This is a genomic window from Streptomyces caeruleatus (genome assembly GCF_001514235.1).
GTDB lineage: Bacteria > Actinomycetota > Actinomycetes > Streptomycetales > Streptomycetaceae > Streptomyces > Streptomyces caeruleatus.
In genome coordinates this window covers 478,974-502,022 of sequence record NZ_KQ948925.1, presented here as the reverse complement: position 1 = coordinate 502,022, position 23,049 = coordinate 478,974, and the positions used below count along the sequence as shown (strand labels likewise).

At 72.3% G+C, this 23,049-nt stretch carries 17 protein-coding genes and 3 pseudogenes; 5 read left to right on the top strand and 15 right to left on the bottom strand.

Translation table 11 applies throughout. From position 1 onward, the window contains the following. Positions 1 to 2: 2 nt before the first annotated feature. The 9 genes from hypF to AQJ67_RS07060 all read right to left on the bottom strand — a co-directional run bounded on the left by hypF (position 3) and on the right by AQJ67_RS07060 (position 11,007). On the bottom strand, positions 3 to 2,336 hold the full coding sequence (gene hypF / locus AQJ67_RS07100) for a carbamoyltransferase HypF (RefSeq protein WP_062717182.1): 2,334 nt from the start codon (positions 2,334 to 2,336) through the stop codon (positions 3 to 5). Further along, positions 2,333 to 3,112 carry a hydrogenase nickel incorporation protein HypB gene (gene hypB / locus AQJ67_RS07095; RefSeq protein ID WP_062717181.1) on the bottom strand — a complete coding sequence of 260 codons (780 nt, stop codon included), beginning with the start codon at positions 3,110 to 3,112 and terminating at the stop codon, positions 2,333 to 2,335. The genes hypF and hypB overlap by 4 nt, the downstream gene beginning before the upstream one ends. 37 nt (positions 3,113 to 3,149) lie before the next feature. Further along, complete coding sequence (locus tag AQJ67_RS07090; protein ID WP_062717504.1) at positions 3,150 to 3,758, bottom strand: hydrogenase maturation protease; 609 nt, start codon at positions 3,756 to 3,758, stop codon at positions 3,150 to 3,152. After that, positions 3,755 to 5,497 (bottom strand): enoyl-CoA hydratase-related protein, encoded by a 1,743-nt coding sequence (locus tag AQJ67_RS07085; RefSeq protein ID WP_062717180.1) that lies wholly within the window; start codon positions 5,495 to 5,497, stop codon positions 3,755 to 3,757. The genes AQJ67_RS07090 and AQJ67_RS07085 overlap by 4 nt, the downstream gene beginning before the upstream one ends. Positions 5,498 to 5,635: 138 nt before the next feature. Further along, entirely contained in the window at positions 5,636 to 6,859 is a 1,224-nt protein-coding gene (locus AQJ67_RS07080; RefSeq protein ID WP_062717179.1) for an FAD-dependent monooxygenase, read from the bottom strand. Positions 6,860 to 6,893: 34 nt separating this feature from the next. Further along, positions 6,894 to 7,745, bottom strand: a complete 852-nt coding sequence (locus tag AQJ67_RS07075; RefSeq protein ID WP_062717503.1) for a PaaX family transcriptional regulator — start codon at positions 7,743 to 7,745, stop codon at positions 6,894 to 6,896. A gap of 52 nt (positions 7,746 to 7,797) precedes the next feature. Beyond that, entirely contained in the window at positions 7,798 to 9,222 is a 1,425-nt protein-coding gene (locus AQJ67_RS07070) for an alpha/beta hydrolase family protein (RefSeq protein WP_062717178.1), read from the bottom strand. Then, a complete protein-coding gene (locus tag AQJ67_RS07065) occupies positions 9,219 to 10,577 on the bottom strand; it encodes an MFS transporter (protein WP_062717177.1) in 1,359 nt (452 codons plus the stop codon). Before AQJ67_RS07065 ends, AQJ67_RS07070 begins: the two co-directional genes overlap by 4 nt. Positions 10,578 to 10,752: 175 nt before the next feature. Then, a complete protein-coding gene (locus tag AQJ67_RS07060) occupies positions 10,753 to 11,007 on the bottom strand; it encodes an EF-hand domain-containing protein (protein ID WP_062717502.1) in 255 nt (84 codons plus the stop codon). 106 nt (positions 11,008 to 11,113) lie between these two features. On the opposite strand from AQJ67_RS07060, the gene AQJ67_RS07055 reads away from it, so the two are divergent. Beyond that, positions 11,114 to 11,512, top strand: coding sequence for an ACT domain-containing protein (locus tag AQJ67_RS07055; RefSeq protein ID WP_062717176.1), 399 nt, complete (start codon positions 11,114 to 11,116; stop codon positions 11,510 to 11,512). Between the two features lie 74 nt (positions 11,513 to 11,586). On the opposite strand, the pseudogene AQJ67_RS44815 reads toward AQJ67_RS07055, so the two are convergent. The 4 genes and pseudogenes from AQJ67_RS44815 to AQJ67_RS07040 all read right to left on the bottom strand — a co-directional run. After that, positions 11,587 to 12,152: pseudogene (locus tag AQJ67_RS44815) on the bottom strand (iron chelate uptake ABC transporter family permease subunit); the annotation flags it as partial. Then, positions 12,149 to 12,593 (bottom strand): annotated as a pseudogene (locus AQJ67_RS07050) (FecCD family ABC transporter permease); the annotation flags it as partial. The pseudogenes AQJ67_RS44815 and AQJ67_RS07050, both read right to left, overlap by 4 nt. Positions 12,594 to 12,787: 194 nt before the next feature. Then, positions 12,788 to 14,443, bottom strand: coding sequence for a cellulase family glycosylhydrolase (locus AQJ67_RS07045; RefSeq protein WP_062717175.1), 1,656 nt, complete (start codon positions 14,441 to 14,443; stop codon positions 12,788 to 12,790). A 35-nt stretch (positions 14,444 to 14,478) separates the two neighbouring features. Further along, on the bottom strand, positions 14,479 to 15,612 hold the full coding sequence (locus AQJ67_RS07040) for a GDSL-type esterase/lipase family protein (protein WP_062717174.1): 1,134 nt from the start codon (positions 15,610 to 15,612) through the stop codon (positions 14,479 to 14,481). Positions 15,613 to 15,765: 153 nt separating this feature from the next. Here AQJ67_RS07040 and AQJ67_RS44810 point away from each other — a divergent pair. Both AQJ67_RS44810 and AQJ67_RS07030 read left to right on the top strand, forming a co-directional pair. Beyond that, positions 15,766 to 15,954: pseudogene (locus AQJ67_RS44810) on the top strand (cyclase family protein); the annotation flags it as partial. Between the two features lie 159 nt (positions 15,955 to 16,113). Continuing rightward, positions 16,114 to 16,719, top strand: coding sequence for a dihydrofolate reductase family protein (locus tag AQJ67_RS07030; RefSeq protein ID WP_062717172.1), 606 nt, complete (start codon positions 16,114 to 16,116; stop codon positions 16,717 to 16,719). Positions 16,720 to 16,788: 69 nt separating this feature from the next. On the opposite strand, the gene AQJ67_RS07025 is transcribed toward AQJ67_RS07030, so the two are convergent. After that, a complete protein-coding gene (locus AQJ67_RS07025; RefSeq protein ID WP_062717171.1) occupies positions 16,789 to 18,234 on the bottom strand; it encodes a glyceraldehyde-3-phosphate dehydrogenase in 1,446 nt (481 codons plus the stop codon). Positions 18,235 to 18,370: 136 nt separating this feature from the next. Here AQJ67_RS07025 and AQJ67_RS07020 point away from each other — a divergent pair, with 136 nt between their 5' ends. Both AQJ67_RS07020 and AQJ67_RS07015 read left to right on the top strand, forming a co-directional pair. Further along, positions 18,371 to 19,330 (top strand): LysR family transcriptional regulator, encoded by a 960-nt coding sequence (locus tag AQJ67_RS07020; RefSeq protein ID WP_062717170.1) that lies wholly within the window; start codon positions 18,371 to 18,373, stop codon positions 19,328 to 19,330. A gap of 160 nt (positions 19,331 to 19,490) precedes the next feature. Further along, positions 19,491 to 21,446, top strand: a complete 1,956-nt coding sequence (locus AQJ67_RS07015; protein WP_062717169.1) for a collagenase — start codon at positions 19,491 to 19,493, stop codon at positions 21,444 to 21,446. Here AQJ67_RS07015 and AQJ67_RS07010 read toward each other — a convergent pair. Beyond that, complete coding sequence (locus AQJ67_RS07010; RefSeq protein WP_062717168.1) at positions 21,412 to 23,043, bottom strand: FtsK/SpoIIIE domain-containing protein; 1,632 nt, start codon at positions 23,041 to 23,043, stop codon at positions 21,412 to 21,414. The genes AQJ67_RS07015 and AQJ67_RS07010 overlap by 35 nt on opposite strands. Positions 23,044 to 23,049 lie beyond the last annotated feature (6 nt).

Sequence of the window (23,049 nt, the reverse complement as noted above, 5' to 3'; positions counted from 1 at the left end):
GGTCACTCCTCCTGTCGTCCGTGCGCCGCGACCACCAGCTGGCCTAGGGCCAACCCGCCGTCGTTCGGCGGAACTTCGCCATGCCGGAGTACCGCGAGACCGTCCTCGGTCAGCAGCCGCGCGCACTCCTCCTCCAGCAGCGCGTTGGCGAACACCCCGCCGCTGAGCGCCACGGTGGTCAGACCGGTCTCCCGGCGCGCCCGGCGACAGCCCTCCGCGACGGCCCGCGCCACGCCCCGGTGGAAGCGGGCGGCGAGCACGGGGACCGGGATGCCGTGCCGCATGTCGGCGATGAGCGCGGCGAGCACGGGCGCCGGATCGTAGACGCCGGGGGCGAAGCCGAAGGTGTACGCCGAGGTGTCGGCGTCCCAGGCCGCGACGGCGGCGGCCTCCAGTTCCAGGGCCGCCTGCGCCTCGTACTCCGCGCGATGACACACGCCGACGAGGGACGACACGGCGTCGAAGAGACGGCCCATGCTGGAGGTCGCCACGCAGGCCAGGTCGCGGGTCAACTGCCGTAGCAGCAGGGCGAGTTCATCATCGGCGCAGGCGGTCACGCTGGGCAGGTCCGGGTCCCAGGGCAGGCCCGCCGCCCACAGCCGGGCCAGCGCGAGACGGCACGGGTTGGCCACGCCCGCGTCGCCGCCGGGCAGCGGGGCGGCGGCCAGGTGGGCGAAACGCCGGTAGCCGGTGTAGTCGGCGAGCAGGATCTCACCGCCCCACACGGTGCCGTCGTCGCCGTAGCCCGTGCCGTCGAAGGCGACACCGATCACGGGTGTGGTGCCGTCGAGGCCGTGCTCGGCCATGGCCGAGGCGATGTGCGCGTGATGGTGCTGGACGAACACGGGGGCGGAGCCCGGTAGTTGGGCGGTACGCCGACGTGCCCACCGGGCCGAGTGGTACCCAGGGTGCCGGTCGGCGGCGACCAGCTCGGGGCTGACGCCGGTCAGGCGCCGCAGCCGTGACTCCGCCCGCATGGCCGTCTCCAGGGTGGTGAGCTCGCCCATGTCGCCGATGTGCGGGCCGAACCAGGCCTGGTCGCCCTCGCCCAGGCACAGGGCGTTCTTCAGGTCCCCGCCCACGGCGAGCGCGGGCCGCACCGCGACCGGCAATCGCAGCGGCCGGGGCACATACCCCCGTGACCGGCGCAGCACCTGCTCGGTGCCGTCGGGGCGCACACGCAACAGCGAGTCGTCGCAGGGCGAGGCGATGGGCCGGTCGTGCGCGACCCAGGCGTCGGCCAGCCCGGCCAGCCGGGTCAACGCCTCGTCGTCGTCCGTGACGATCGGCTCCCCGGAGCGGTTGCCGCTCGTCATGACCAGTGCGCGGGGACCCGGTGGATCGCCGGGCAGACCCAACAGCAGGGCGTGTAGCGGCGTGTACGGCAGCATCACGCCCAGGTGGGGGCTGCCGGGGCAGACGCCGGGCGCGAGGATCCGCTGGTCCGCGCGGCGGGGCAGCAGGACGATGGGGCGCCGGGGGCCGGTGAGGGCGGCCACCTCGGACGCGGACGGCTCGGCGATCCGCCGTACGGTGTCGAGGTTCGCGCACATCACGGCGAACGGTTTCCCGCCGCGTGCCTTGCGGGCGCGCAGGGTGTCCACGGCGCGTGCGTCGGTGGCGTCGCAGGCGAGGTGGTAGCCGCCGAGGCCCTTGACGGCGACGATCCGCCCGGCCGCCAGCAGGGCCCGTGCCGTCGCCAGGGCGTCGGCGTCCCGCGCGGGGCGCACCCCGCTCCCGGCGGCGGGCACCAGTCGCAGCCGAGGACCGCAGTCCGGGCAGGCCACGGGCTGGGCGTGGAAACGGCGGTCCCCGGGATCGCCGTACTCCCGGGCGCAGTCGGGACACATCGGGAAGCCGGCCATGGTCGTGACCGCGCGGTCGTACGGCATGCCCGTGGCGATGGTGAAGCGGGGCCCGCAGTGGGTGCAGGTGACGAACGGGTGCCGGTGGCGGCGGTCCGTCGGGTCGGCCAGCTCACGCAGACAGTCGCCGCACGTCGCCGTGTCGGGCGGGAGCTGGGTGCGGCCGGGGGAGCGGTCGGTGGAGCGGATGGCGAAGGCGGCGTCGGCGCCGGTGACGGGCAGGTCCTCGAAGCCGACCCCGGTGACGGAGGCCAGCGGCGGGGGCTGGGTGGCCAGCCGGTCGCAGAAGTCGGCGACTCCGACCGGCGGACCCTCCACCTCGATGAGCACGCCGCTCGCCGTGTTGCTGACGAACCCCGCCAGCGCGAGGTCGGTGGCCAGCCGGTGCACGTACGGGCGGAATCCCACGCCCTGCACCGTGCCGCGCACGAGGACGCGGCGGCGTACGGCTTGTGCGGCGGGCGCCGTCACGAGACGCGGCCGGCCGCGAGGCCGGACCCGGCGCCCTCATGGGAGTGCGAACCCGCGTGCGTGTGGCTGTGACTGTGACTGTGGGGGCGGGGCGCCAGCGGCGGCCGGTGGACGGCGGCGCCGTCCCGCACGGCGAGCACCCGCTGAAGGAGCGTGTCCACACCGTCGCCGGTCCGCGCGCAGGAGTGGAGGATCTCCACGCCGGGGTTGACCCGCCGCACATGGGCGGCGAAGGCGGCCTCGTCGAAGCAGGCCGGACCGGCCAGGTCGGTCTTGGTGAGCACCACCAGATGGGCGGAGCCGAAGGCCGTGGGGTACTTCAGCGGTTTGTCCTCGCCCTCCGTCACCGCCATCAGCACGATCCGCAGACTCTCACCGAGGTCGTACGACGCCGGACAGACGAGATTGCCGACGTTCTCCACGAACAGCAGCGAGGTGTCCCCGGGCAGCCAGCTCTCCACATGGCGGCGGAGCTGCCGGGCCTCCAGATGGCACAGCCCGTCGGTCAGGAGCTGCTTGACGGGCGCTCCGGAGCGGGCGAGCCGGTCGGCGTCGTTCTCGGTGGCCAGGTCGGCGGTGAGCGCGGCGACGGGGACGCCCCGCTCCACCGCACGGGCCAGCACGCGCCCGAGCAGTTCCGTCTTGCCGCTGCCCGGGCTGGACAGCAGATTGACCACGACCACACCGCGCCGGGACAGTTCGTCCCGCAGGCCCGCGGCCAGACCGTCGTTCTTGGCCAGGACGGCCTGGGTGACCTCGTCCACGGAATCGCACATCGGCGCTGCTCCCAGCGGGGATCGGGGTGTCGGACCGCTATCGATCCTCGGCGCCCTCGGCCACGAGACGCGGGAGACCGGCCGTGGAAGCGCCCCGGGATTCCTCGGACGGGTTCGTGGATTCCTCCGGGCGGCTCAACAGAGGGGTGGCCGTCGGATCGGCGAGCAGCACGGGCACCATCGTGTGCAGGGCCGCGACGGCCCGCTCGACCGCGTCCCGCACGGTCGCGCTGACACCCGGGGCGATGTCCTCGTCGCCGCGGGGCCGCAGCTCGGGCTCGCAGGCCAGGACCAGCACCCGCGGGAGCGGCTCGTCGCCCAGGTGCGTGGCCAGGGCCAGCACCTTCGCCGGGTCCATGCCGTGCGCCTCGGGCGGGGCGGCGCCCGTGGTGCCGTCCGGGAGCTCCGGCTCGATCAGCGACAGAGTGCCGGGCCGGTGGCCCCGCGCCGCCGCGTCGACCAGGACGGCCGTGTCGTAGCCGTCGAGCAGTTCGTACGCGAGGTCCATCCCGCGGATGCCGAAGTCCCGCACCCGCACCTCCGGCGGCAGCGGACGGCGGTCCAGGGCGCGGATCACCTCGGGGCCGAAGGCGTCGTCCGCGAGGAAGATGTTGCCGACGCCGGCCACCAGCAGCCGGGCACTCAACACGCACCCCCGGTGGCCAGCGGGTTCGACGAACCGCTCGGCTGCTTGCGGACGAAGGCCGAGCGCAGGGCGTGATACGGGGCGCGCGGGTCGAAGAAGACGGCGCGCATCCGGGTGAGTTCGTCCCGTCGGTACTCGGCCAGCGGCCGCTGGAGCTCGTCCGCGTGCCGTGCCGTGGCCTTGGCGGTGATACGGCGTGTCAGGTGCGGATCCGCGGCCACGTCGGCGCTCAGGCGCTCGACCTCGGAGGTGAACTGCTGGGCCGGAACCGGCACCAGACGGTCCACCAGCCCGAGCCGCTGGGCGGTCGCGGCGCTCAGCGGCAGCGCCTCGGTCGTCAGCCGCTCGGCCGTCTCGGCTCCCACGCGGCGCGGCAGCGAGTAGGTCCAGTACTCCGACCCGAACAGGCCCATGCGCCGATAGTGCGGGTTGAGGACGGCGCCCGTGCGGCACCAGACCTCGTCGGCGGCCAGGGCGAGCATGACGCCGCCGGCCGCCGCGTTGCCGCCGAGGGCCGCGACCACCAGCCGGTCGGTGGTCCGCAGCACCGCCTCGACCAGGTCGTTCATGGCGTTGAGATTGGACCAGGACTCACCCGCCGGGTCGCTCGACGCCTCGATGACGTTGAGGTGGATGCCGTTGGAGAAGAAGTCCCGGGCGCCGCCGAGCACCAGCACCGAGGTGGGGCGGGTGAGCGCGTACCGGTAGGCGGCGAGCATCCTGCGGCAGTGGTTGGTGCTCATCGCCCCACCGGGGAACGAGAAGGTCAGGAAGCCGACGTCACCGTGCTGCCGGTAGCGGATGTCGGTCCAGGTGGTGCGGCCCGGGGCCAGGCTGAGCGGGGCGGCGATCTCCGGCAGCCAGTGCGGGCGCTCGCTCGAACTCGGCAGGCCCCGGGTGCCGGGCGGAGCCGGGAACCCGGCGAGGACGGCGGCGGCCGGCCGGCGGAACGGGGCCGGGTCGCCGGAGCTCTTACGGGGGCGAAGCTCCGGGATCCACACGGCGCCGTCCCGGGTGGCCCGGCACACCGCTCCGGACCGCGTCGCGAGGAACTCGCCCGGGTCCCCGCGCAACACGTCTTCCGGATGCCCGCCGTGCAGGAACACCTCCCGGCCGCAGACCTCGTCCAGCACGCCGGGCTGCGAGTCGGCGCCGCGCAGCTTGCGCAGCACCGTGGCCGTGCTGTCGTTCTCCCAGTCGATCCGGCGCTTCGGCTGGCGGACGACGTCGCGCCACACCACCTGGATCGCCGGATCGCTCTGCGGCTTCGGCTTGAACGAGCCCTCGGCGAACCGTCGCACGGCCAGCAGGACGGCGGCCGTGGCGGCGTCGGAGACCTCGCTCCGGTACAGGTCGCTCTTGCCGACCGGGGCCACCGGGAAGGACCCGTCCGCCCACACGTCGCCCGCGTCCATCGCCCCCTCGGCCTGAAGCACCGTCACCCCCCACTGCGGCGCCTCCTCGCTGATCGCCCAGTCCAGGGAGGACGGGCCGCGGTCACCGGGTGGCCCGGGGTGCACGATCAGGCAGGTGCGCTCCTGCCACACGTCCTCCGGCAACGCCGTCTTCAGCATCGGGGCGACGACCAGTTCCGGACGCGCCTCGCGTACGGCGTCCCGGACCGCTTCGGGGCCGTGCGAGGCGAGGACGACGTCCACCCGGTGACCCACGTCCGACAGTTCGGCGTACAGACGCTGGGACAGGCTGTTGAACGCGCTGGCGACGAGCAAGATGTCCATGACATCGCATGTTCGCTGGTCGGGGGAGGGCCGAGAAGGACCACGGGCGGCGTTTCGCGCGCCGTCGTCGTGCTCCTTGCGCCCACCGGGTGACACTTGCTCAGGAAACTGACACTGGATCAGGAAACTGACACTGGATCAGGAAACGGGCGTGCCCTCGGCGTCGTATCCGTAGATCCAGCCGTTGGCCACCAAGGGGTCGGCCCCCGCCAGTGCCGTGTCCCGGGCCCGCTGCTCGGGCCCGTCGGGCAGGTGGTTGACGTCCCGCCGGGCGTGACTGACCCGCTGGAGGCGGGTGGTGCGTCCGAGGCGCGCCGACTCGTACCGCCGCAGGGCACCGGCCGGGTCGCCCGGGCACGCGGCCAGGCAGCGGGCCAGCACCGCGGCGTCCTCCAGGGACTGGGCCGCGCCCTGCGCGAAGAACGGGAACATGGGGTGCGCGGCGTCCCCGAGCAGTGTCACCCCGCCCCGGCTCCAGCGCCGCAGGGGCGTCCGGTCCAGCAGCGCCCAGCGTCCGGGGACCCCGCCGGCGGCGATGAGGTCCGTCACCCGGGGATCCCAGCCCGCGAACTCGGCGTGGAACTCCTCGACCGTGGCCGTGGCGCTCCAGGACTCATCGGTGAAGTCCCCGGCGGGGGCGACGGCGACGACATTGACGGCCTGCCCGCCCGCGATCGGGTAGTGCACGAAGTGCCGGCCGGGTCCGAGCCAGAGGGTCTGGGCGGGCCGAAGGGCGAAGGCGGGCGCGGCGTGGGCGGGGACGGTGGTGCGGAAGGCGCACATCCCGGAGTACTCCGGCGGCGCGGGTTCGGTCACCGCGCCGCGGACGACGGAGTGCACCCCGTCGGCGCCGACGACGACGTCCGCCTCGGCCTCGCTGCCGTCGGCGAAACGCAGCGACACACCGTCCGGGCCCGGCGCGACCGCCGTGCAGCGGGCGCCGAGCCGGATCCAGCCCTCGGGCACGGCCGACCTGACGGCGTCCAGCAGATCGGCCCGGTGCACGGTGTAGGTGCGCTCGCCGTACAACTCCTCGCACACACCGCTCAGTCGCTCCACCGAAAGCACCCTCCCATCGGCCCAGCGGCGGAACTCCCACGCCCGGTCCAGCGGTACGGCCCGCCGCAGAAACCGCTCCATGACGCCGAGCCGTCGCAGCAGCCGTACGGCGTTCGGGGCGGCGACCAGTCCGGCGCCGACCTCGGTGAGGGCGGGCGCCTGCTCGTGGACGGTGGCGGTGAGCCCGGCGCGGTGCAGGAAGGCGGCGGCTGCCAGGCCGCCGATGCCGCCCCCGACGACGGCGATCCGGGGGCCGTTCACACGGCCGGACGGCACGGGGACGGGCAGCACAGGGTCGGGCATGGAGCCACTCCTCCGCGTCGGACGGCGCCGCTTGCTACCTCAACTGTGTCGTCTCCAGCAGATCCCGCGCCATCAGCCGTGCGGGCCGTTCGGTGTGCTGGGCGACGCGGCGGAACGTCTCCTGGGCGGCGCGGGCCGGCCAGTCGGGGGGAAGGTGCCGGGCGGGGAGCCGCGGGTCCGTGCGGATGGTCCAGAGCCATTCGCTGACCAGCCGCAGCCGGGTGCCGATCGGGTCGTCTCCCGCTCCCGCGTCCAGCCGGGCCGTCCATCGCTTGTCGAAGGTGACGTAACGCGCGGCGATGCTCTCCAGGTCCCAGGTGCCGTGGATCATCTGCGCGATGTCGGTGGCGTCGTCCGCCTGGGCGTGGAAGATCTTGACGTGGTCCGCCAGGCCCAGCTCCGCGACGACGGCGCCGACGTCGACCTTCCCCGGCGCGATCCACAGCCCGCTGTACAGCGCCCCGAACCCGGACCAGGTGAGCCGGGAGCGCAGGTCGTGGCGCTGGCGTTTCCAGGAGTCGGGGAGGGAGAAGCCGAGCAGGGTCCAGGAGCCGTCCCAGTCGTCGTTGACCGCGCCCTGCCGCCAGATGCGGGTGCGGCCGTCCTGAAGGACGCGGGTCGCCTGCGGGGTCAGGCCGAAGAACATCTTGCGGCCCTCGCGCTGGCGCCGCAGCAGACCGCGGTTGACCATCCGGGTGAGGGTCGAGCGCACGGCCTGCTCACCGACCCCGACCCGGCCGAGCACGTCGATGATGCTGCCCGAGTAGACGCACAGGTCGCCTTCCTCCAGGACGTGGTTGCCGAAGAAGGTCAGCATGAGGGACTGCGGGCGCTGCTGCGGCCCCTCTGAGCTGCCCTGACCGTCCAGGATGTCGTCGTCCTCCACGGAGCACAGCGTACGACCGCCCACCGAGGGCGCGGCGGGCGGTCGCACGGCTTCACCGGCCGTCGGCGGGGTGGGCAAGGTCGTACGGCCGTAGGTACGGGGTGGGGCGGTACGGGGCATAGCGCGTGGGTGTCGTCGGATCTGCCTTCGTGGCACGGGAGTTGAGGGACTCCGGATCGGTGCCGGTCCACTTTCCGGTGGTGAGGCGGTCCTCCAGGGTGTGCAGGGCCGCGAGCTGTTCGGCGGGGCTGAAGGTGCAGTGCCCGGCGTTGTCCGTGTACGCCTGCCGCAGCAGGGACGCCGACCCGGCGGCGGTGACGGCGCGCTTCAGGGCGCTCTCCGTCTGCACGGGGACCAGGGCGTCGCCGACGGTGTGGACGGAGAGCTGCGGCTTGGTCAGCTCGCCCGTGAAGGAGCTGGTGCGGCTCATCCAGGCCACGGCGTCCGGGTCGGCGCCGATGCGCGGGGCACGGTTGAGGGCGGCGAGGTCGGCGCGCAGGGAGAGACCGGCCTTCTTGTACAGCTCGGTGACCTCCTTGTAGACGGAGGACATGCCCAGCAGACGGGCGTAGTCGACGCCGGTGTTCCAGGACATGTTGCCGCCCGCCCGGGCCTCTGACTCCTGACGCCGGTTGAAGGCGGCGATCTGGAGCAGACCCTTGACGGCCTCGTACTGGTTGGCCTGCTGGGCGTCCCAGTCGCTCGGGGCGGGCCGGGTCTGCGTGGGCTGGTTCCAGACGGGGATGTTGTGCAGGGCGGCGGCGAGGGCGATACGCGCCCGCCCCTCGGCGGTGGTCTGCGCCGAGTCGACCACCGACGTCAGCTCGTCGGCCGCGTCGTCGGCGGCCGCCTGGTCGGCGATGTCCACCAGCGGGACGTCGGAACCGGGCGCGAGGAGCGTCTTGAGGGCGAAGACCGGGTCGAGGGTGTTGTTCCAGTTGGCGACGCCGCCGTGGACCAGGCCGCACAGCGAGAGCGACCCGTCGATCCGGTCCGGACTGCGCTCGGCGATGGCGGTGGTGACGAGTCCGCCGTACGACCGTCCCCAGGCGATGGTGCGGGAGGCCGTCCCGAAGCGTTCGGTGAAGGCGCTCAGCGTGGCGAGCTGATCGGGCACCGCGTCCGTCACCGCCCAGCCGGTGGTGGCGTAGGAGGAGCCGACGAGGGCGTATCCGCCGCGCAGGAGCAGGGCCTTGGTGGCGTCGTCCGGGGCGTTCTGCGCGGGGTTGGCCGGGCCGGACGCGTAGCCGTGGCTGAAGAGCAGGACGGTGCCGTTCCACTGGGCCGGCACGTCCATCATGTACGTGGCGCCCGAGGGGAGCCGGCCGTCCACATGGGTCGTGTCCGCGGCGGCGGCGGTCGAGGCGGGCAGCGCGGTGACGGCGAGGAGGAAGGCCGCCGCACAGGCGGTGCGGGTACGGCGGCGGGTACGGGTCCGGCGCGTGTGCGCCGCCGGGGTCGCGGAGTCGGTCGTCATGCGGAGATCTCCTGTGTGTGGGGGGAGTCGGAGCGCTCGGTCGCGGAGCCGGAGAGCGAGGTGTTGCTGGTCTCGCGCACGAACCAGACGGTCAGCGCGGTGATGAGGGAGCCGCCGCAGATCAGCAGGGCGACGGGAGTGCCGTTGCCGCTGCCGGCCACCAGGCTTCCGGCGATCATGGGGGAGAAGCCGGCGCCGATGAGAGTGGCGCCCTGGTAGCCGAGGGAGGCGCCGGTGTAGCGGACCCGGGTGCCGAACATCTCGGTGAGCAGGGCGCCGAGCGGGCCGTACATAGCGGACTGGGCGATGCCGTGGCCGAGGACGACGGCGAGGATCAGCAGTCCGGGTGACCTGGAGTCGACCAGCGCGAGGACGGGGAAGGCCAGCGCGGCCGAGGTGAGGGCTCCGGCGAGGACGACCGGGCGGCGGCCGACGCGGTCGGACAGCGCGGACGCGCAGGGCAGGACGACCAGGGCGACGCAGGCGGAGACGGTGAGCGCGGTGAGCACCTGCGGGCGGGCGTATCCGATGCCGGTGGCGTAGGCGATGAGGTAACTGGTCAGCAGGGACTGGGCGGTGAAGGCGCCGATGCCGACACAGCAGGCCAGCAGCAGCGGCCGGGGGCGGCGCAGCACGTCGACGATGGGCAGCCGGGCCTCGCCGCGGTCCTTCTTCACCTCGGCGAACAGCGGGCTCTCGACGACCTTGAGCCGGACGAAGAGGCCGACGCCGAGCAGCACCACGCTCAGCAGGAACGGCACCCGCCAGCCCCAGGCGGCGAACTGGTCCCGGGGCATGGCGACCACGAGGGTGACGACGAGCGAGGAGAGCAGGGAGCCGAGCGGGGCTCCCATCTGCGTGAAGCTAGACCACAGGCCGCGGCGCCGCTCCCCGGCGTGCTCGACGACCATCAGGGTGGCGCCGCCCCACTCACCGCCGATGGCGATGCCCTGGACGACGCGCAGGGTGATCAGCAGGACCGGAGCCCAGACGCCGATCGTGTCGTACGTGGGAAGCAGGCCGATCAGGAAGCTGGCGCCGCCCATCAGGCCCATGGTGAGCAGCAGCATCGACTTGCGGCCGAGCCGGTCGCCGAAGTGGCCGAAGACGATGCCGCCGAGCGGGCGGGCGACATAGCCGGCGGCGAAGGTGCCGAACGCGGCGATGGTGCCGACGGCCGGGTCGGCGCCGGGGAAGAACAGTTCGCCGAAGACGAGGGCGGCGACGGTGCCGTAGACGAGGAAGTCGTAGAACTCCACGGCCGTACCGAGCAGCCCGGAGAGCGCGACCCGGCGGAGTTGCCGGGTGCTTTCGGGGCCGGCCGGTGACGGTGGTGCGATGGGGGACGGGGGCATCGCGGTCTCCCTTGAGCGGGGGAAGGACACCGTGAAGGTAGGCTCTCTGGTGACTGCCGTCAAGAAAGTGCACAACATCAGATCGCGCTCGACGGCGTCATGAGGGGTCGTCAAAAGGCTGAAGGGGAGGGAAGGATGTGGCCGCAGACGGCCTACCCGGCAGGCGTCAGGCCGGTCACCGCCAGCCGAAACGGCGGTCCACCACCGCCGTGAACTCCTCCAGGGTCAGCACCTCGTCGCCGTTCTGGTCGGCGGCGTCGAACAGCGCGGAGGAGGCGTCCTCGTCGCCCAGGCCCCAGAACGGCAGGTCTCCCGAGGCGGCCAGAGACGGCCCCTTCGTCCGCAGCGCGATGATCACCTCCGCGCGGGTCAGGGTCCCGTTCTCGTCGAGGTCGAGCGCCTCGAACAGCTTGCGGGCCTTGTCACTCATCGTGTCATCCTCGTTCCTGTCGTCGGCGGGCCGGCCGACGCACCCCGTCACCAGAGGAGAACGCCGCCACGCGCCCGCGGGTTCCCTCCGCCGTAATGTGTGGCCCATGGCCGGTGAGAGTGACCTGAGCAAACTGCTGAGCGGAATGCGTCCGCAGCTGAACCCGGGCCGCTATGTGTTCACCACGGTCAAGGGGGACGTGCCCTCCGGCACCACCCCGGCCGTCACGGTCGCCGAACCGGAGGGCCTGACCCTGGTGGTGCGACAGGAGGAGGCGGACGCGGCCGGACTCGCGTACGACTATGTCGCCGGCTGGATCACCCTGCGCGTCGAATCCGCGCTCCACGCGGTCGGCCTGACCGCGGCGTTCGCACGGGAACTCGCCGACGCCGGCCTGAGCTGCAACGTCGTGGCCGGATACCACCACGACCACCTCTTCGTGCCGCACGAGCACGCCGACCGGGCCGTCGCGGCCCTGGAGGACCTGGCCCGGCGCTCCGGCTGAGGAGACCCGGCTGAGGAGCTGGCTGATCGCCCGCACACGCCTTCGTCGTTGACCGGGCGTCGGTCCGGCCGGGTCGCGGTGAGACCCAGCCGTACCGCACCCAGCCGCACCCCCAGCGCGGTCGCCGTGCTGTCGTCCAGGGACACCATGCGCTGCGCGTGGGCCGCCCACAGCAGCGCCGGGACCAGGACCGCGAGGACCAGCGCGAGCGGCGCGGCCTGGTCGTAACCCCGGCCGTTGAGCGAGCCCGTCAGCCACACCTTGGCCTGCTGGGCCACCAGATAGTCGCCCTTGGTGAGGAACAGCCGGGTCAGCGAACCGAGCGCGATCGAGACACCCGATCCCGACGAGGACGAAACGCGTGGCATGCAGCCCGCCCCGCCAGGCGAACACGTAGACCAGCGCGGCGGCCGACAGCCCGCCCACGACCGACACGTACGGCAGAAGGGTGTACGACGTACGACTCGCCGACGCACAGGGAGACCACGACCGTCACCGCGAGCACGGCGGCCAGGAGCACGGCCACGGCACGGGCCCGGCGGTGCAGCAGGAAACTGCCGTCCCGTACGCGGACGACGGTGTAGCCGGCCGGGCGAAGACGCCGGGGGGCCGGGACGGTTCGCTCCAGGGGCTGGGTCATGCCGGCACCGTCGCCTGCCTCCGTACCAGCGCGACCAGGAACGGCACGCCGAGCAACGCGGTCATCACGGCCACCGGCACTTCCGAGGGCGCGAAGACGACCCGGCCGAGCACGTCGGACACCAGGATCACCACGGGACCCAGCAGCGCGGCCAGGGCGAGCACCCACCGGTGGTCGGCACCCACCAGCGCCCGCGCGATGTGCGGAACGGCCAGGCCGGTGAAGGCGATCGGACCGGCCACCGCGACGGCGACCCCGGTCAGGACGGTCGCGGCGAGCGCGCCGACGGCCCGCAGCAGCCCGACCCGGTGGCCGAGCCCCCGCGCCACGTCGTCGCCGAGAGCCAGCGCGTCCAGACCTCGCGCCGTCACGGCGACCAGCAACAGCCCCCACCAGCACGAACGGCCAGGTCCGCGCGACGACTTCGCCGTCCCGGCCGGCGCCAGTTTCACCGGGGGCTCGCTCTGGCGGTCGCGGAGGTGCGGTGGTCAGCCGTTAGGCCAGCCTCCCTTATCCAGAGCTTCTCCTTGCCTCGTACACGGGGTCTGTGTGGTTCCTGTCACGGTCCTGTGCGCGCAAGCGCGCCCTCCTCGGTGCCCTGACCTGCCAGGACGCCGAGGAGGGCTGGGTGTACGTCAGGCCGCCGAGCAGGCCGACTCGTTGAGCGTGAAGGCCGCGGGGCTCGGGTTCGTGCTGCCCTTCGTGGCCGTGAAGCCCAGGGTGACCGACCCCGCCGGGGCGATCGTCGCCGTGTACGACGCGGAGGCGACGCTCACGTCGGCGCCGCTCTGCGTCGCGGTGCCGCCCCACAGGTTGCTGACGCGCTGACTGTCCGGGAAGGTCCAGCGCAGCGTCCAGCTGTTGATCGCCGAGTCGCCGGTGTTACGGATGACGACCTCGCCCTGGAAGCCGCCGGGCCACTCGTTCGAGACCCGGTACGCCACCGCGCACGAAGCCGACGACCCACCGGACGACGTGGTCACCGCCACCGTGCCGGAGCGCTGGGAGCGGTTGCCGGCGGCGTCGCGCGCGTAGACGGCGAAGGTGTACGAGGTCTCCGGGGCGAGGCCGGTCACGGTGGCCGAGGTGCGGGTCGTCGTGGTGGCCGCGGTCTCGGTCGTGCCGGCGACGCGGACGACGTCGTAGCCGGTGACGCCGTTCGCGTCGGTGGCGGCGGCCCAGTCCAGGGTGACGGACGAGGACGTCACGGCGGAGGCCGTCGGCGTCCCGGGCGCGGTCGGGGCAGTGGTGTCGCCGCCGGAGGAGGAGTAGACGTCGGCCTCCTCGGACGTGGCGGCGATGCCGTTCGCGCCGTGGAAGATGCGCTGGCCCCAGGAGCTGAGCCGCGTCGGGTCGAAGCCGATCGACAGGTCGAGGACCGGGTCGGTGTTGCCGCTCCAGGACCAGGCCAGGTAACCGAGCCGGAGCTGCTGGGCGGCGGCCATCATGGTGTCCTCGTCCGGGTCGCCGTACTGGTCGCCAGGGCCGCCGAACTCGCCGATGAGGAGCGGCAGTCGGGCGTTGACGAAGGCGTTCAGATAGTCCGTGATCTCCTGCGCGGTGTCGTAGACGCTGTACATGTGGATCGAGAAGATCAGGTTGCCGGTGGGGTCGGCGTCGTACACGGTCTGGGCGTTGGCGCGCATGACGCCCTGCCAGTCCTGGCCCCAGTTGGGCGCGTCCACCATGATCGTGTGGGCGAACCCGGCGGCGCGCAGCTTCTTCACCGCCGCGATCGTGGGCTCGGTCCAGCCGGCCGGGTTGGTGTTGCCCCAGGGCTCGTTGCCGATGTTGACGATGACGTAGTCCTCTTCACCGGCGAGCACGTCCTTCAGGCTGATCCAGTAGTCGGCCGCGTGGTCGAGCGTCCCGGCCGCGGCCTCCTCCCCGTAGCCGGTGGTGTCGTGCACCTCCAGCACACAGATCAGCCGGTTGGCCTTGCACTGCGCGATGACGGCGGCCACGTCCTCGGGGCTGTTCCTGGCCCAGCGGTGGCCGTCGGAGAGCACCACGCGGACGGTGTTGGCGCCCAGCGCCTTGACGTCGGCCAGCGACTGGGTCTCGCCCGGGTACCAGGTGTGGGCGTGGTTGACGCCCCGCATCACGAAGTCGTTCCCGGACGCCTCCAGCAGGCGCCCGTTCTGGATGTGCAGGCCGGTCGCCGCTGCCTGGGCGGGCGTGGCGAAGGAGAGCAGGGGGACGAGCAGGCCCAGGACGGCGGCCACGACCGCGGCCATCCGTCGGGCGGACCGAGGGGCGGTTCGTGGGGTGATGCCGGTGCGGGATCTCATGGCGGCTCCGTGGGGTGAGAGGGGATGACGGTGCGTCAGGAGGACGCGGTGCGCGCCGTGCAGGTGACAGTCGCCGTCGGGGCGCCGGCCGTTGCCGGGGTACTGGCGACGAATCCGAAGCTCGCGCTCGCGCCGGGTGCCAACGTGCCGTTCCACGCCGCGTTGGCGACGCTCACGGTGCCGTCGGCGCCGGTGCCGAGGGTGCCGTTCCAGACCTGGGTGAGGCGGGCCCCGTCCGCCGGTACGACCGTCGCGGTCCAGCCCGGGACGGAAGCGGCGGACGTGTTGGTCACCGTCACCTCGCCCTGGTAGCCGCCCTGCCAGGAGGACACGGCACGGAAGGACGCGGTGCAGGCGGGCGGGTCACCCGGGTCGCCGGGGTCGCCGGGGTCGCCGGGATCCCCCGGGTCCGCGTCGAGCAGCGCGGCCAGTGCCGGATACCACCGGGCGGCGATCTTCTCGTCGCCCGAGGCGCTCGGATGCACCCCGTCGTAGGTGTCGGCGGCCGTGTCGAAACCCGTCCACTGGTCGACCACGGTGACCGGGGAACGGGCGGTGCTCGTGGCCCCGGCCCAGTCCGGGATCCGCGCGTTGAAGTCGACGACCCGCTGGGCGCAGGCCGCGCACTGGCTCGGGTTCATGGGGATGAGCTGCGCGACCAGGACCTTCATGTCCGGGTTGCTCGTCCGCATCTGCTCCACGAGCTTGGTGTAGGCGGCGAGGATGCGGTCGGGGGAGATGCCGCTCCACACGTCGTTCGTGCCGAAGTGCATGACAACGATATCCGGGAGGGTGGCGGCCAGCCGGCCCGGAAGCAGGTTCTGGTCGGCCGCATTGGTCACCAACTCGCCGCCGTGGCCCTCGTTGTCACCGTCGTGCGCCTGCGCGCAGCCCTGGTGGCTGAGGGTGCCGACGAAGTCGACGTCCGTGTGCCCGGCGCTCTGGAGCCGGTTCCAGAGCAGCGCCCGCCAGCAGCCGGGCGAGCCGGTGATCGAGTCGCCCAGCGGCATGACGCGGACGGGGGCGGCCGACGCCGTCGCAGCGGCAGCCGCTGCCGCGCGGGGCGCGAGCGACAGGCCGACGGGCGTCAGGAAGGCGGCCAGCAGGGCGAGCAGCGGAATGATCCGCGAGGGTAAGTGGCGGGTGCCGCGCGCGGTGTTCCCTTCCATGGTCCCTTCCCTGGCGCATCCGTCGGCGCGCTCCACGGGGGGTGGGAGCGCTCCCATGGAACATGAAGCCATTGTTGTCATTGACGCGTCAAGAGGTGGGAGGCAGGACTGAGATGCTGTCAGTCCGGACACGGTCCGTTCGAGGAGGCATCCATGTCCGAGCCGTCCGTCCTTGCCGCGCTGGTGTCCGCGTTGCGAGGTGGATCGATCGAAGTCGTCGACCTGACCTCGCCCCTGTCGTCCTCGACACCGGTGATCCAGCTTTCGACCCGGTTCGGGCAGAGCGCCGTCTTCGAACTGGAGGAGATCAGCCGCTACGACGACCGGGGTCCCGCCTGGTACCGGATCACGGATCCTGGTGGCTGGAGGAGGCGTTCCGCGGTCACTGAGAACCTGATGCCGAAGGGGCCATGCCGCAGCGGCACGTCCGCAGTGCCCGGCCGATGAGTTTGTGGCTCCGGGCCGGTCCTAGCTCGTGACACCCTACGAAAGGACACCGCCATGTCGGAGCTTCTCGTCGACTTCATCACCTCCCTCGACGGCTGCGCGTCGGGAGAGGGATGGCCCGGGTTCTGGGGCCTGGAGGGCCCGGAGTACCTCGCATGGCTCGGGGAGCAGCCCGAGGTCACCTACCTGATGGGGTCGAACACCTACCGCCTGATGTCGGGCTTCGCCGCAGGCGAGGTCCCGAAGGGCCAGGACGAGTTCAGGCCCGAAGAAGAGGCGTCCGTCGACGAGCTCACGCAGGCGTCCAAGGTGGTGTTCTCCTCCTCCCTCGAGGAGCCACTGAAGTGGGCCAACTCCACGCTCGTCCGTGACGACGCCGTCGAGGCGGTCCGCGCCATGAAGTCGAGCGGCTCGGGGCTCCTCAGCACGATCGGCAGCCTCAGTCTGTGCCGGTCCCTGCTGCGTGCCGGACTCGTCGACCGCTTCCGGGTCGTGATGTTCCCGGTGATCACCGGGGCCACGGGCGAGGAACGCATCTACGACGGCTATCCGGACGTGGCCCTCGAGATGATCGAGCACCGCACCTTCGACGGCCGCATCCAGCTGGTCGAGTACAAGCCCCGCGTGCTGGAGCACCCGCCGCTCGGCGTCCCCGCGTGACAGACCGAACGCCGACCCGGCTGTCGGCACCGCATTGCCGGCAGACGGGTCGGCGTTGGCCGGGCGGGATCAGACCGCCGGTGCCGGGAAGGTCGGGTACTCCACCCCGGAGACGTGCTGGACGACGCGGATGACCTGGCAGGAGTAGCCGAACTCGTTGTCGTACCAGAGGTAGAGGATCGCGTTGTCGCCCTCCACCTTCAGCGCGCCGGCGTCCACGATCGAGGCGTGACGCGAGCCGATGAAGTCGCTGGAGACCGCGTCGGGCGCCGTGATGAAGTCGATCTGGCGGCGCAGCGGCGAGGTCAGCGACACGTCGCGCAGGTGGTCGAGGACCTCCTCGCGGGTGGTCTCGCGGGCCAGCTGGAGGTTGAGGATCGCGATGGAGACGTCCGGGACCGGGACGCGGATCGAGCTGCCGGTGATCCGGGCCTTGAGGTCCGGCAGCGCCTTGGCGACGGCCGAGGCGGCGCCGGTCTCGGTGATGACCATGTTCAGCGGCGCGCTCCGGCCGCGGCGCTCGGACTTGTGGTAGTTGTCCAGCAGGTTCTGGTCGTTGGTGAACGAGTGGACGGTCTCCACGTGGCCGCGCAGGACGCCGTACTCGTCCTCCATCGCCTTCAGCGGCGGCACTATGGCGTTCGTGGTGCAGGACGCGCAGGACAGGATCTGCTCGTCCGGCTTGAGGGTGTCGTGGTTGACGCCGTGCACGATGTTCGGGACGTCGCCCTTGCCCGGCGCGGTCAGGACGACCTTGTCGATGCCGGGGCGCAGGTGCGTGGACAGGCCCTCGCGGTCGCGCCACTTGCCGGTGTTGTCGATCAGGATGGCGTTCTTGATGCCGTACGCCGTGTAGTCGACCTCGGAGGGGTCGTTGGCGTAGATCACCTTGATCGCGTTGCCGTTGGCGTTGATCGTGCTGTTGGCCTCGTCGACCGTGATCGTGCCCTGGAACTGGCCGTGGATCGAGTCGCGGCGCAGCAGCGAGGCGCGCTTGACGATGTCCTGGTCGCCGCCGCCGCGGACGACGATGGCACGCAGCCGCAGGCCGTTGCCCGAGCCGGACTTCTCGATCAGCAGCCGGGCCACGAGACGGCCGATGCGGCCGAAGCCGTAGAGGACGACGTCGCGTCCCTCGCCGCCCTCGATCTTGTTCGCGCCGGTGGCCTCGGCGACCGCCTCGGCGGTGAACGCCTCCACGGACAGACCGCGGTCGTCGCTCTTGTACGTCGCGGCCAGCATGCCGATGTCGATCTGCGACGGGCCGAGGTCCAGCGCGGTGAGCGCCTGGAGGAACGGCAGCGTCTCGGTGACCGAGAGCTCCTCACCGGCGATCTGCCGGGCGAACCGGTGCGTCTTCAGGATGCTGACCACCGACTTGTTCACCAAGGAGCGGCTGTGGAGGAGGACGGTGACGTCCCGCTCCCGGTGCAGCTTCCCGATGAGCGGGATCATCGACTCCGCGATCTCCTCGCGGATCTTCCAGTTGGTGAACGAGTCGTCGTTGACAGTCACGGGCCTATCTTTCGAGCTAGGTGGCGCTCATATGCTAACCATGCGGTCCGACGGGCCTTCACAGGGGGGTCACACGTGGGGTCGGATGTACGGTATTGACGTCATTTGTCTGACGTGTGGAACGGGGGAGTGAGCGGTGGAGCTGGAGCTGCGCCATCTGCGGGTGCTGTGCGCGGTCGCCGACGCGGGGAGCGTGGGCCGGGCCGCGGCGGACCTCGGGTACTCGCAGCCCGCCGTGAGCACTCAACTCCGGCGCATCGAGGGGCACTTCGGCCAGCCGCTGTTCGAGCGCGGGCCGACCGGGGTGCGGCCCACGTCGTACGGCGTGGAGGTGGTCGCCCAGGCCCGTGACGTCCTGGCCCGTGCCGCCGCGATCGGACGCCGCCCGGCCCCCGGCGCGACGTCGGAGCGGCGCACCCTCCGGGTGGCGGCGACGAACTCGCCGATGCTCGTGGGCATGATGACCGGGCTGCGGGCCCGGCTGCCGGACGTCTCGCTCGCGGTGAGCAGCGTGTACGCCTCCTCACGGATCGTCGAACTGCTGGAGGAGGGCTCGGTGGACGCGGCCATCGCCGCGGACTACCCCGGCAGGGAGCTGGAGCACTCGGACGCGGTGGCCCATCGCGGGATCGTCACCGAGCCGAACTTCGTGGCGCTGCCCTCTCGCCACCCCCTCGCGCACCGCGCTCAGATCGGCCTCGCGGAGCTGGCCGAGGAGGCCTGGTTCCTGACGCCGGACGACGGGGCCGGATGGCCCGGCGTCTTCCACACGGCCTGCGCGGCGGCCGGCTTCACCCCCTCTGCGGTGCACGAATTCCTGGGCGACCGGCAGGAGTTGCAGGGAATGATCGCCGACGGGCTCGGCGTGGCCGTCGTCCAGGCCACGACCCGGCCCATCCCGCAGGTCGTCGTCAAACCGCTGATCGGGACGCCGCTGTGGTGCCGCTATGTGCTGGCCTGGCGGCGGGACGTCGTCACCGAGGCGACGGCCGACGCCCTGGTGCAGTCCGCCACCGCCGCGTACCGCGAACTCGTCGCCCAGTCACCGCACTTGAGGACATGGGCGGCCCGGACCTGGAACGTGAGCGGGGCGTAACCGGGGCCTGGTCACGTTCCAGGTCCGGGCCTCCGGGCGTTATGGCCGAGCGGCGCAATGTGCTATGTCACACGGCATTGTTGGGGCGTTCAAGCGCTGAGACAGTCCACACACGCCTCAGCACCCGTATCGAGGCGCATCCATCCGTGGAGGAATCCAGATGCGCTACCGCTTCGTGCTGCCCCGATACCTGGCCGCCGCGTTCGCCGCATGCGTCACCCTCGCCGGCCTACTGTCGACGCCCGCGCTCGCGGCACCCCCGGACGCCACCGCCCCGTCCCCCGTCACCGCCGACCGACGGACAGCACCCCCGCCGCCCCCGAGCGGCTCCACCGCGCACACGCCTCTGCGGGACCGGGCACGCACCCCGGCCCACCTCCCGCCCCTGGCGCCCACACCCCGCCCCACCCGCCCCGACGCACGGGCCGTCCCGACGGCGGCCGCGTGCGGTCCCGCCGACTTCGGCAGCCGGACCGGAGCCGCGCTCGTGGCCTACGTCAAGGCCTCGACCACGGACTGCGTCAACACTCTCTTCGCGGTGACCGGAACCGACGCCCGAGCCGTCTTCCGCGAGTCCCAAATGGCCACGGTGGCACAGGAGTTCACCCGCACGGCACAGCGGTACCGCGGCGACAACACGGCCCGCATCCTGCAGCTCGTCCTCTTCCTGCGCGCCGGCTACTACGTCCAGTTCAACAACCCCGCCGACACCGGCCCCTACGGCACTCGCCTGACCCGCGCCACCACCCGGGGCCTGGACGCGTTCTTCGCCCGCTCCTCCTCCGGCGACGTCACCGCGGCCAACGGCGACGTGCTCGGCGAGGTCGTCGTCCTCACCGACAGCGCCGACCAGCAGGCCCGCTATCTCAGGGTCTACCGACGGGTGTTGAGCGCGTACGACAGCTCCTACGACGCCGTCCCCAGCATGCTCGCGGCCGTCAACGCGGTCTACACCCCGCTCTGGCGCGGCAACTGGAACCCGGCCTACGTGAACGCCGTCGCCGCGGACCCGTACCTCGTCCGCACCCTCCGCCGGTTCGCCCTCGACCACCTCGACCTGCTGCCCACCGACCGGGCGTACCTGGTGTCCAACGCCGGGATGAACCTGGCCCGTTACGTCGAACACCCGGCCCTGCGGGACACCGCCCGGCCGCCGGCCAGGCAGCTGCTGAACGCCTCGCGGATCACCGGGCCCACGGCCGGACTGTGGGTGGCGGTGGCGACACAGGCCGAGTACTACGACCGCGCCAACTGCTCGTACTACGGCGTCTGCGACCTGCCCGGACAGCTGACCAGGGCCGCCCTGCCGATCACCCACCCCTGCGACGCCACCCACACCATCCGCGCCCAGTCGCTCACCGCGGCCGACCTGGACGCGGCCTGCGCGAGTGTGCTCGGCCAGGACGCGTACGTCCACGACCTGGTCAAGGACGACGGAGCCATACCCGGCCAGTACCTGTCGACCATCGACCTCTCCGTCTTCGCCAGTGCCACGGACTACCGGACCTACGCCGGCGCGATCTACGGAATCAGCACCGACAACGGCGGCATGACGCTGATAGGCGACCCGTCGGACCCCGCCAACAAACCTCTCTCGGTCATGTACCAGAAGGCTCGGGACACCGGACACGCGGCCCGGATCTGGAACCTCAACCACGAGTACGCGCACTACCTCGACGCCCGCTACGACATGAAGGGCGACTTCGCCCAGCAGACCTCGGTGCCGGACGTCTGGTGGATCGAGGGCGTGGCCGAGTACGTCTCCTACGGCTACCGCGGCATCACCTACGACCAGGCCGTCACGGAGGCGGGCAAGCACACGTACCGGCTGAGCACGCTCTTCCAGAACACGTACGCCAACAGCGACGTGACCCGCACCTACCCGTGGGGCTACCTCGCCGTCCGCTACATGTTCGAGCGGCATCCGGCCGACATCCACCGCATGCTGGCCCGCTTCCGCGTCGGTGACTACGCGGGCGGACACGCCGTCTACGCCTCCGAGATCGGCACCCGTTACGACGCCGACTTCGACCAGTGGCTGACGGAGTGCGCCGCCGGGGCCGGCTCCGCGACCCCCGCCGTCAGCTCAGGTCGGTCCGTGGGATCTGCACGCTGATCAGTTCCCCGGAGCTCGGGTCGACGGTCAGACCGCGGCCGGGTCTGCGGTTGCGCAGCTGGGCGTGGGTCAGACGGACGCCCACGATGTCGCCCTCCATCAGGCTCTGGGGATCCAGCAGGACGCCCTTGCGCTGCCGCTTCAGGGCGCCCAGCCAACCCATCGCTCCGGCCATGGTGTCGCCCGTGGCCGCGGCGACCACTCCGATGCCCCGCTCCTTGCCGGACTCGACCAGGGCCCGCAGTTCCTGGTCGATGTCCGGCAGGGTCAGCAGATCGGCGTCGTCGACGACGACCACGCGGCGCTCGCCGTCCGTCCCCAGAGCGGCGGTGAACTCCGCCTCCGTGGGCGTCCGGGACGTGAGCTGCCGTACCCCCGGATGCCCGTCCAGGGCGCGCAGCGGCGAATCGCGGGGGGTGAGGACGACGAGCCGGGTACCGGAGGCGAGCAGGGAGACCGCCAGGCTCGCCAGCGTGGTACTACGGCCGGACCTGGGCGTCCCGGCGACCGCGAACGTCGCTGAGTCCGCGAAGTCCACGCCCACCGGTGCGACATCGTCACCGCCCAGCCCCAGCAGGGCCCACATGGGCCGACGGAACTCCTCGGACACCTTCGCGTACGCCTCCGTGAAGGCCACCTTCGCGGGCAGCGAGCCGATGCGGAGGGGCCGACGGGCGGCAGGCAGTCCCGCGTCGCGGAGGGTGGCCTCGGCGCCGATCGCCCGCAGCGCCTCCGCCTGCTCCTGGCCGGATCCCCCGGGGCCGAGCAGCGCCACCTGGATCTCGGTGCCGTCGGAGGTCCAGCCCTGGCCGGGCCGGATGACGTCCGGCAGTTCCTGCCAGCGCTTGCCCACGGCGTGGTAGTCGGTGCGTTCGTTCAGCCGCAGCACCAGCCTGTTGTCGTTGAGCGAGGCGATCCGGCCGGCCAGCAGGGAGCGCTCCGAGGTGGCCACGACATGGAGACCCGAGGCGGCGCCCTCCCGCAGCAGGCGGGTGAGCTGGTCCATCTGCCGGCCGCCGTTGTGCTCACCGATGAGGTCGACGAGCGCGTCCCAGCCGTCGACGAGCAGCAGGACGTGTGCCGGGCGGGAGGCCGCGGGGACGATCTCGCGCAGCTCCGTCAGGTTCGCGGCGTGATGCTGCGTCAACTGCTCCTGGCGGCGATCCAGTTCCGCGTCGAGCCGGGCGAACAGCCGCTCCAACTGCTCGGTGTCGCCGCGCGGCACCACGGCTCCGCAGTGCGGCAGCACGCCCAGGGCGGAGAGCGCGCCGCCCCCGAAGTCGATGCCGTACAGGTGCACGTCCGCGGCGGAGTGGCCGCGGGCCAGCGCCCCGGCCATGGTCCGCAGCACCTGCGACCGCCCGGAGCGCGGGATGCCGATGACGTACAGGTGCCCGAAGGTGTCGAGGTCCAGCGGGACCGGCAGTTGTGCCTGGGCGGCCGGCAGGTCCGACAGGGCCCAGGACACCGAGGCGAGCCGGGCGCCTTCGGCGGGTTCGGGTTGCGGGAGGTCGTCGATCAGCACGTGCTGGTCGAGCGCGGGCAGCCAGGGGCTGGGCTGCGGGGCGCAGCCGACGAGCTCCGTCGCCTCGCGCACTGCCGC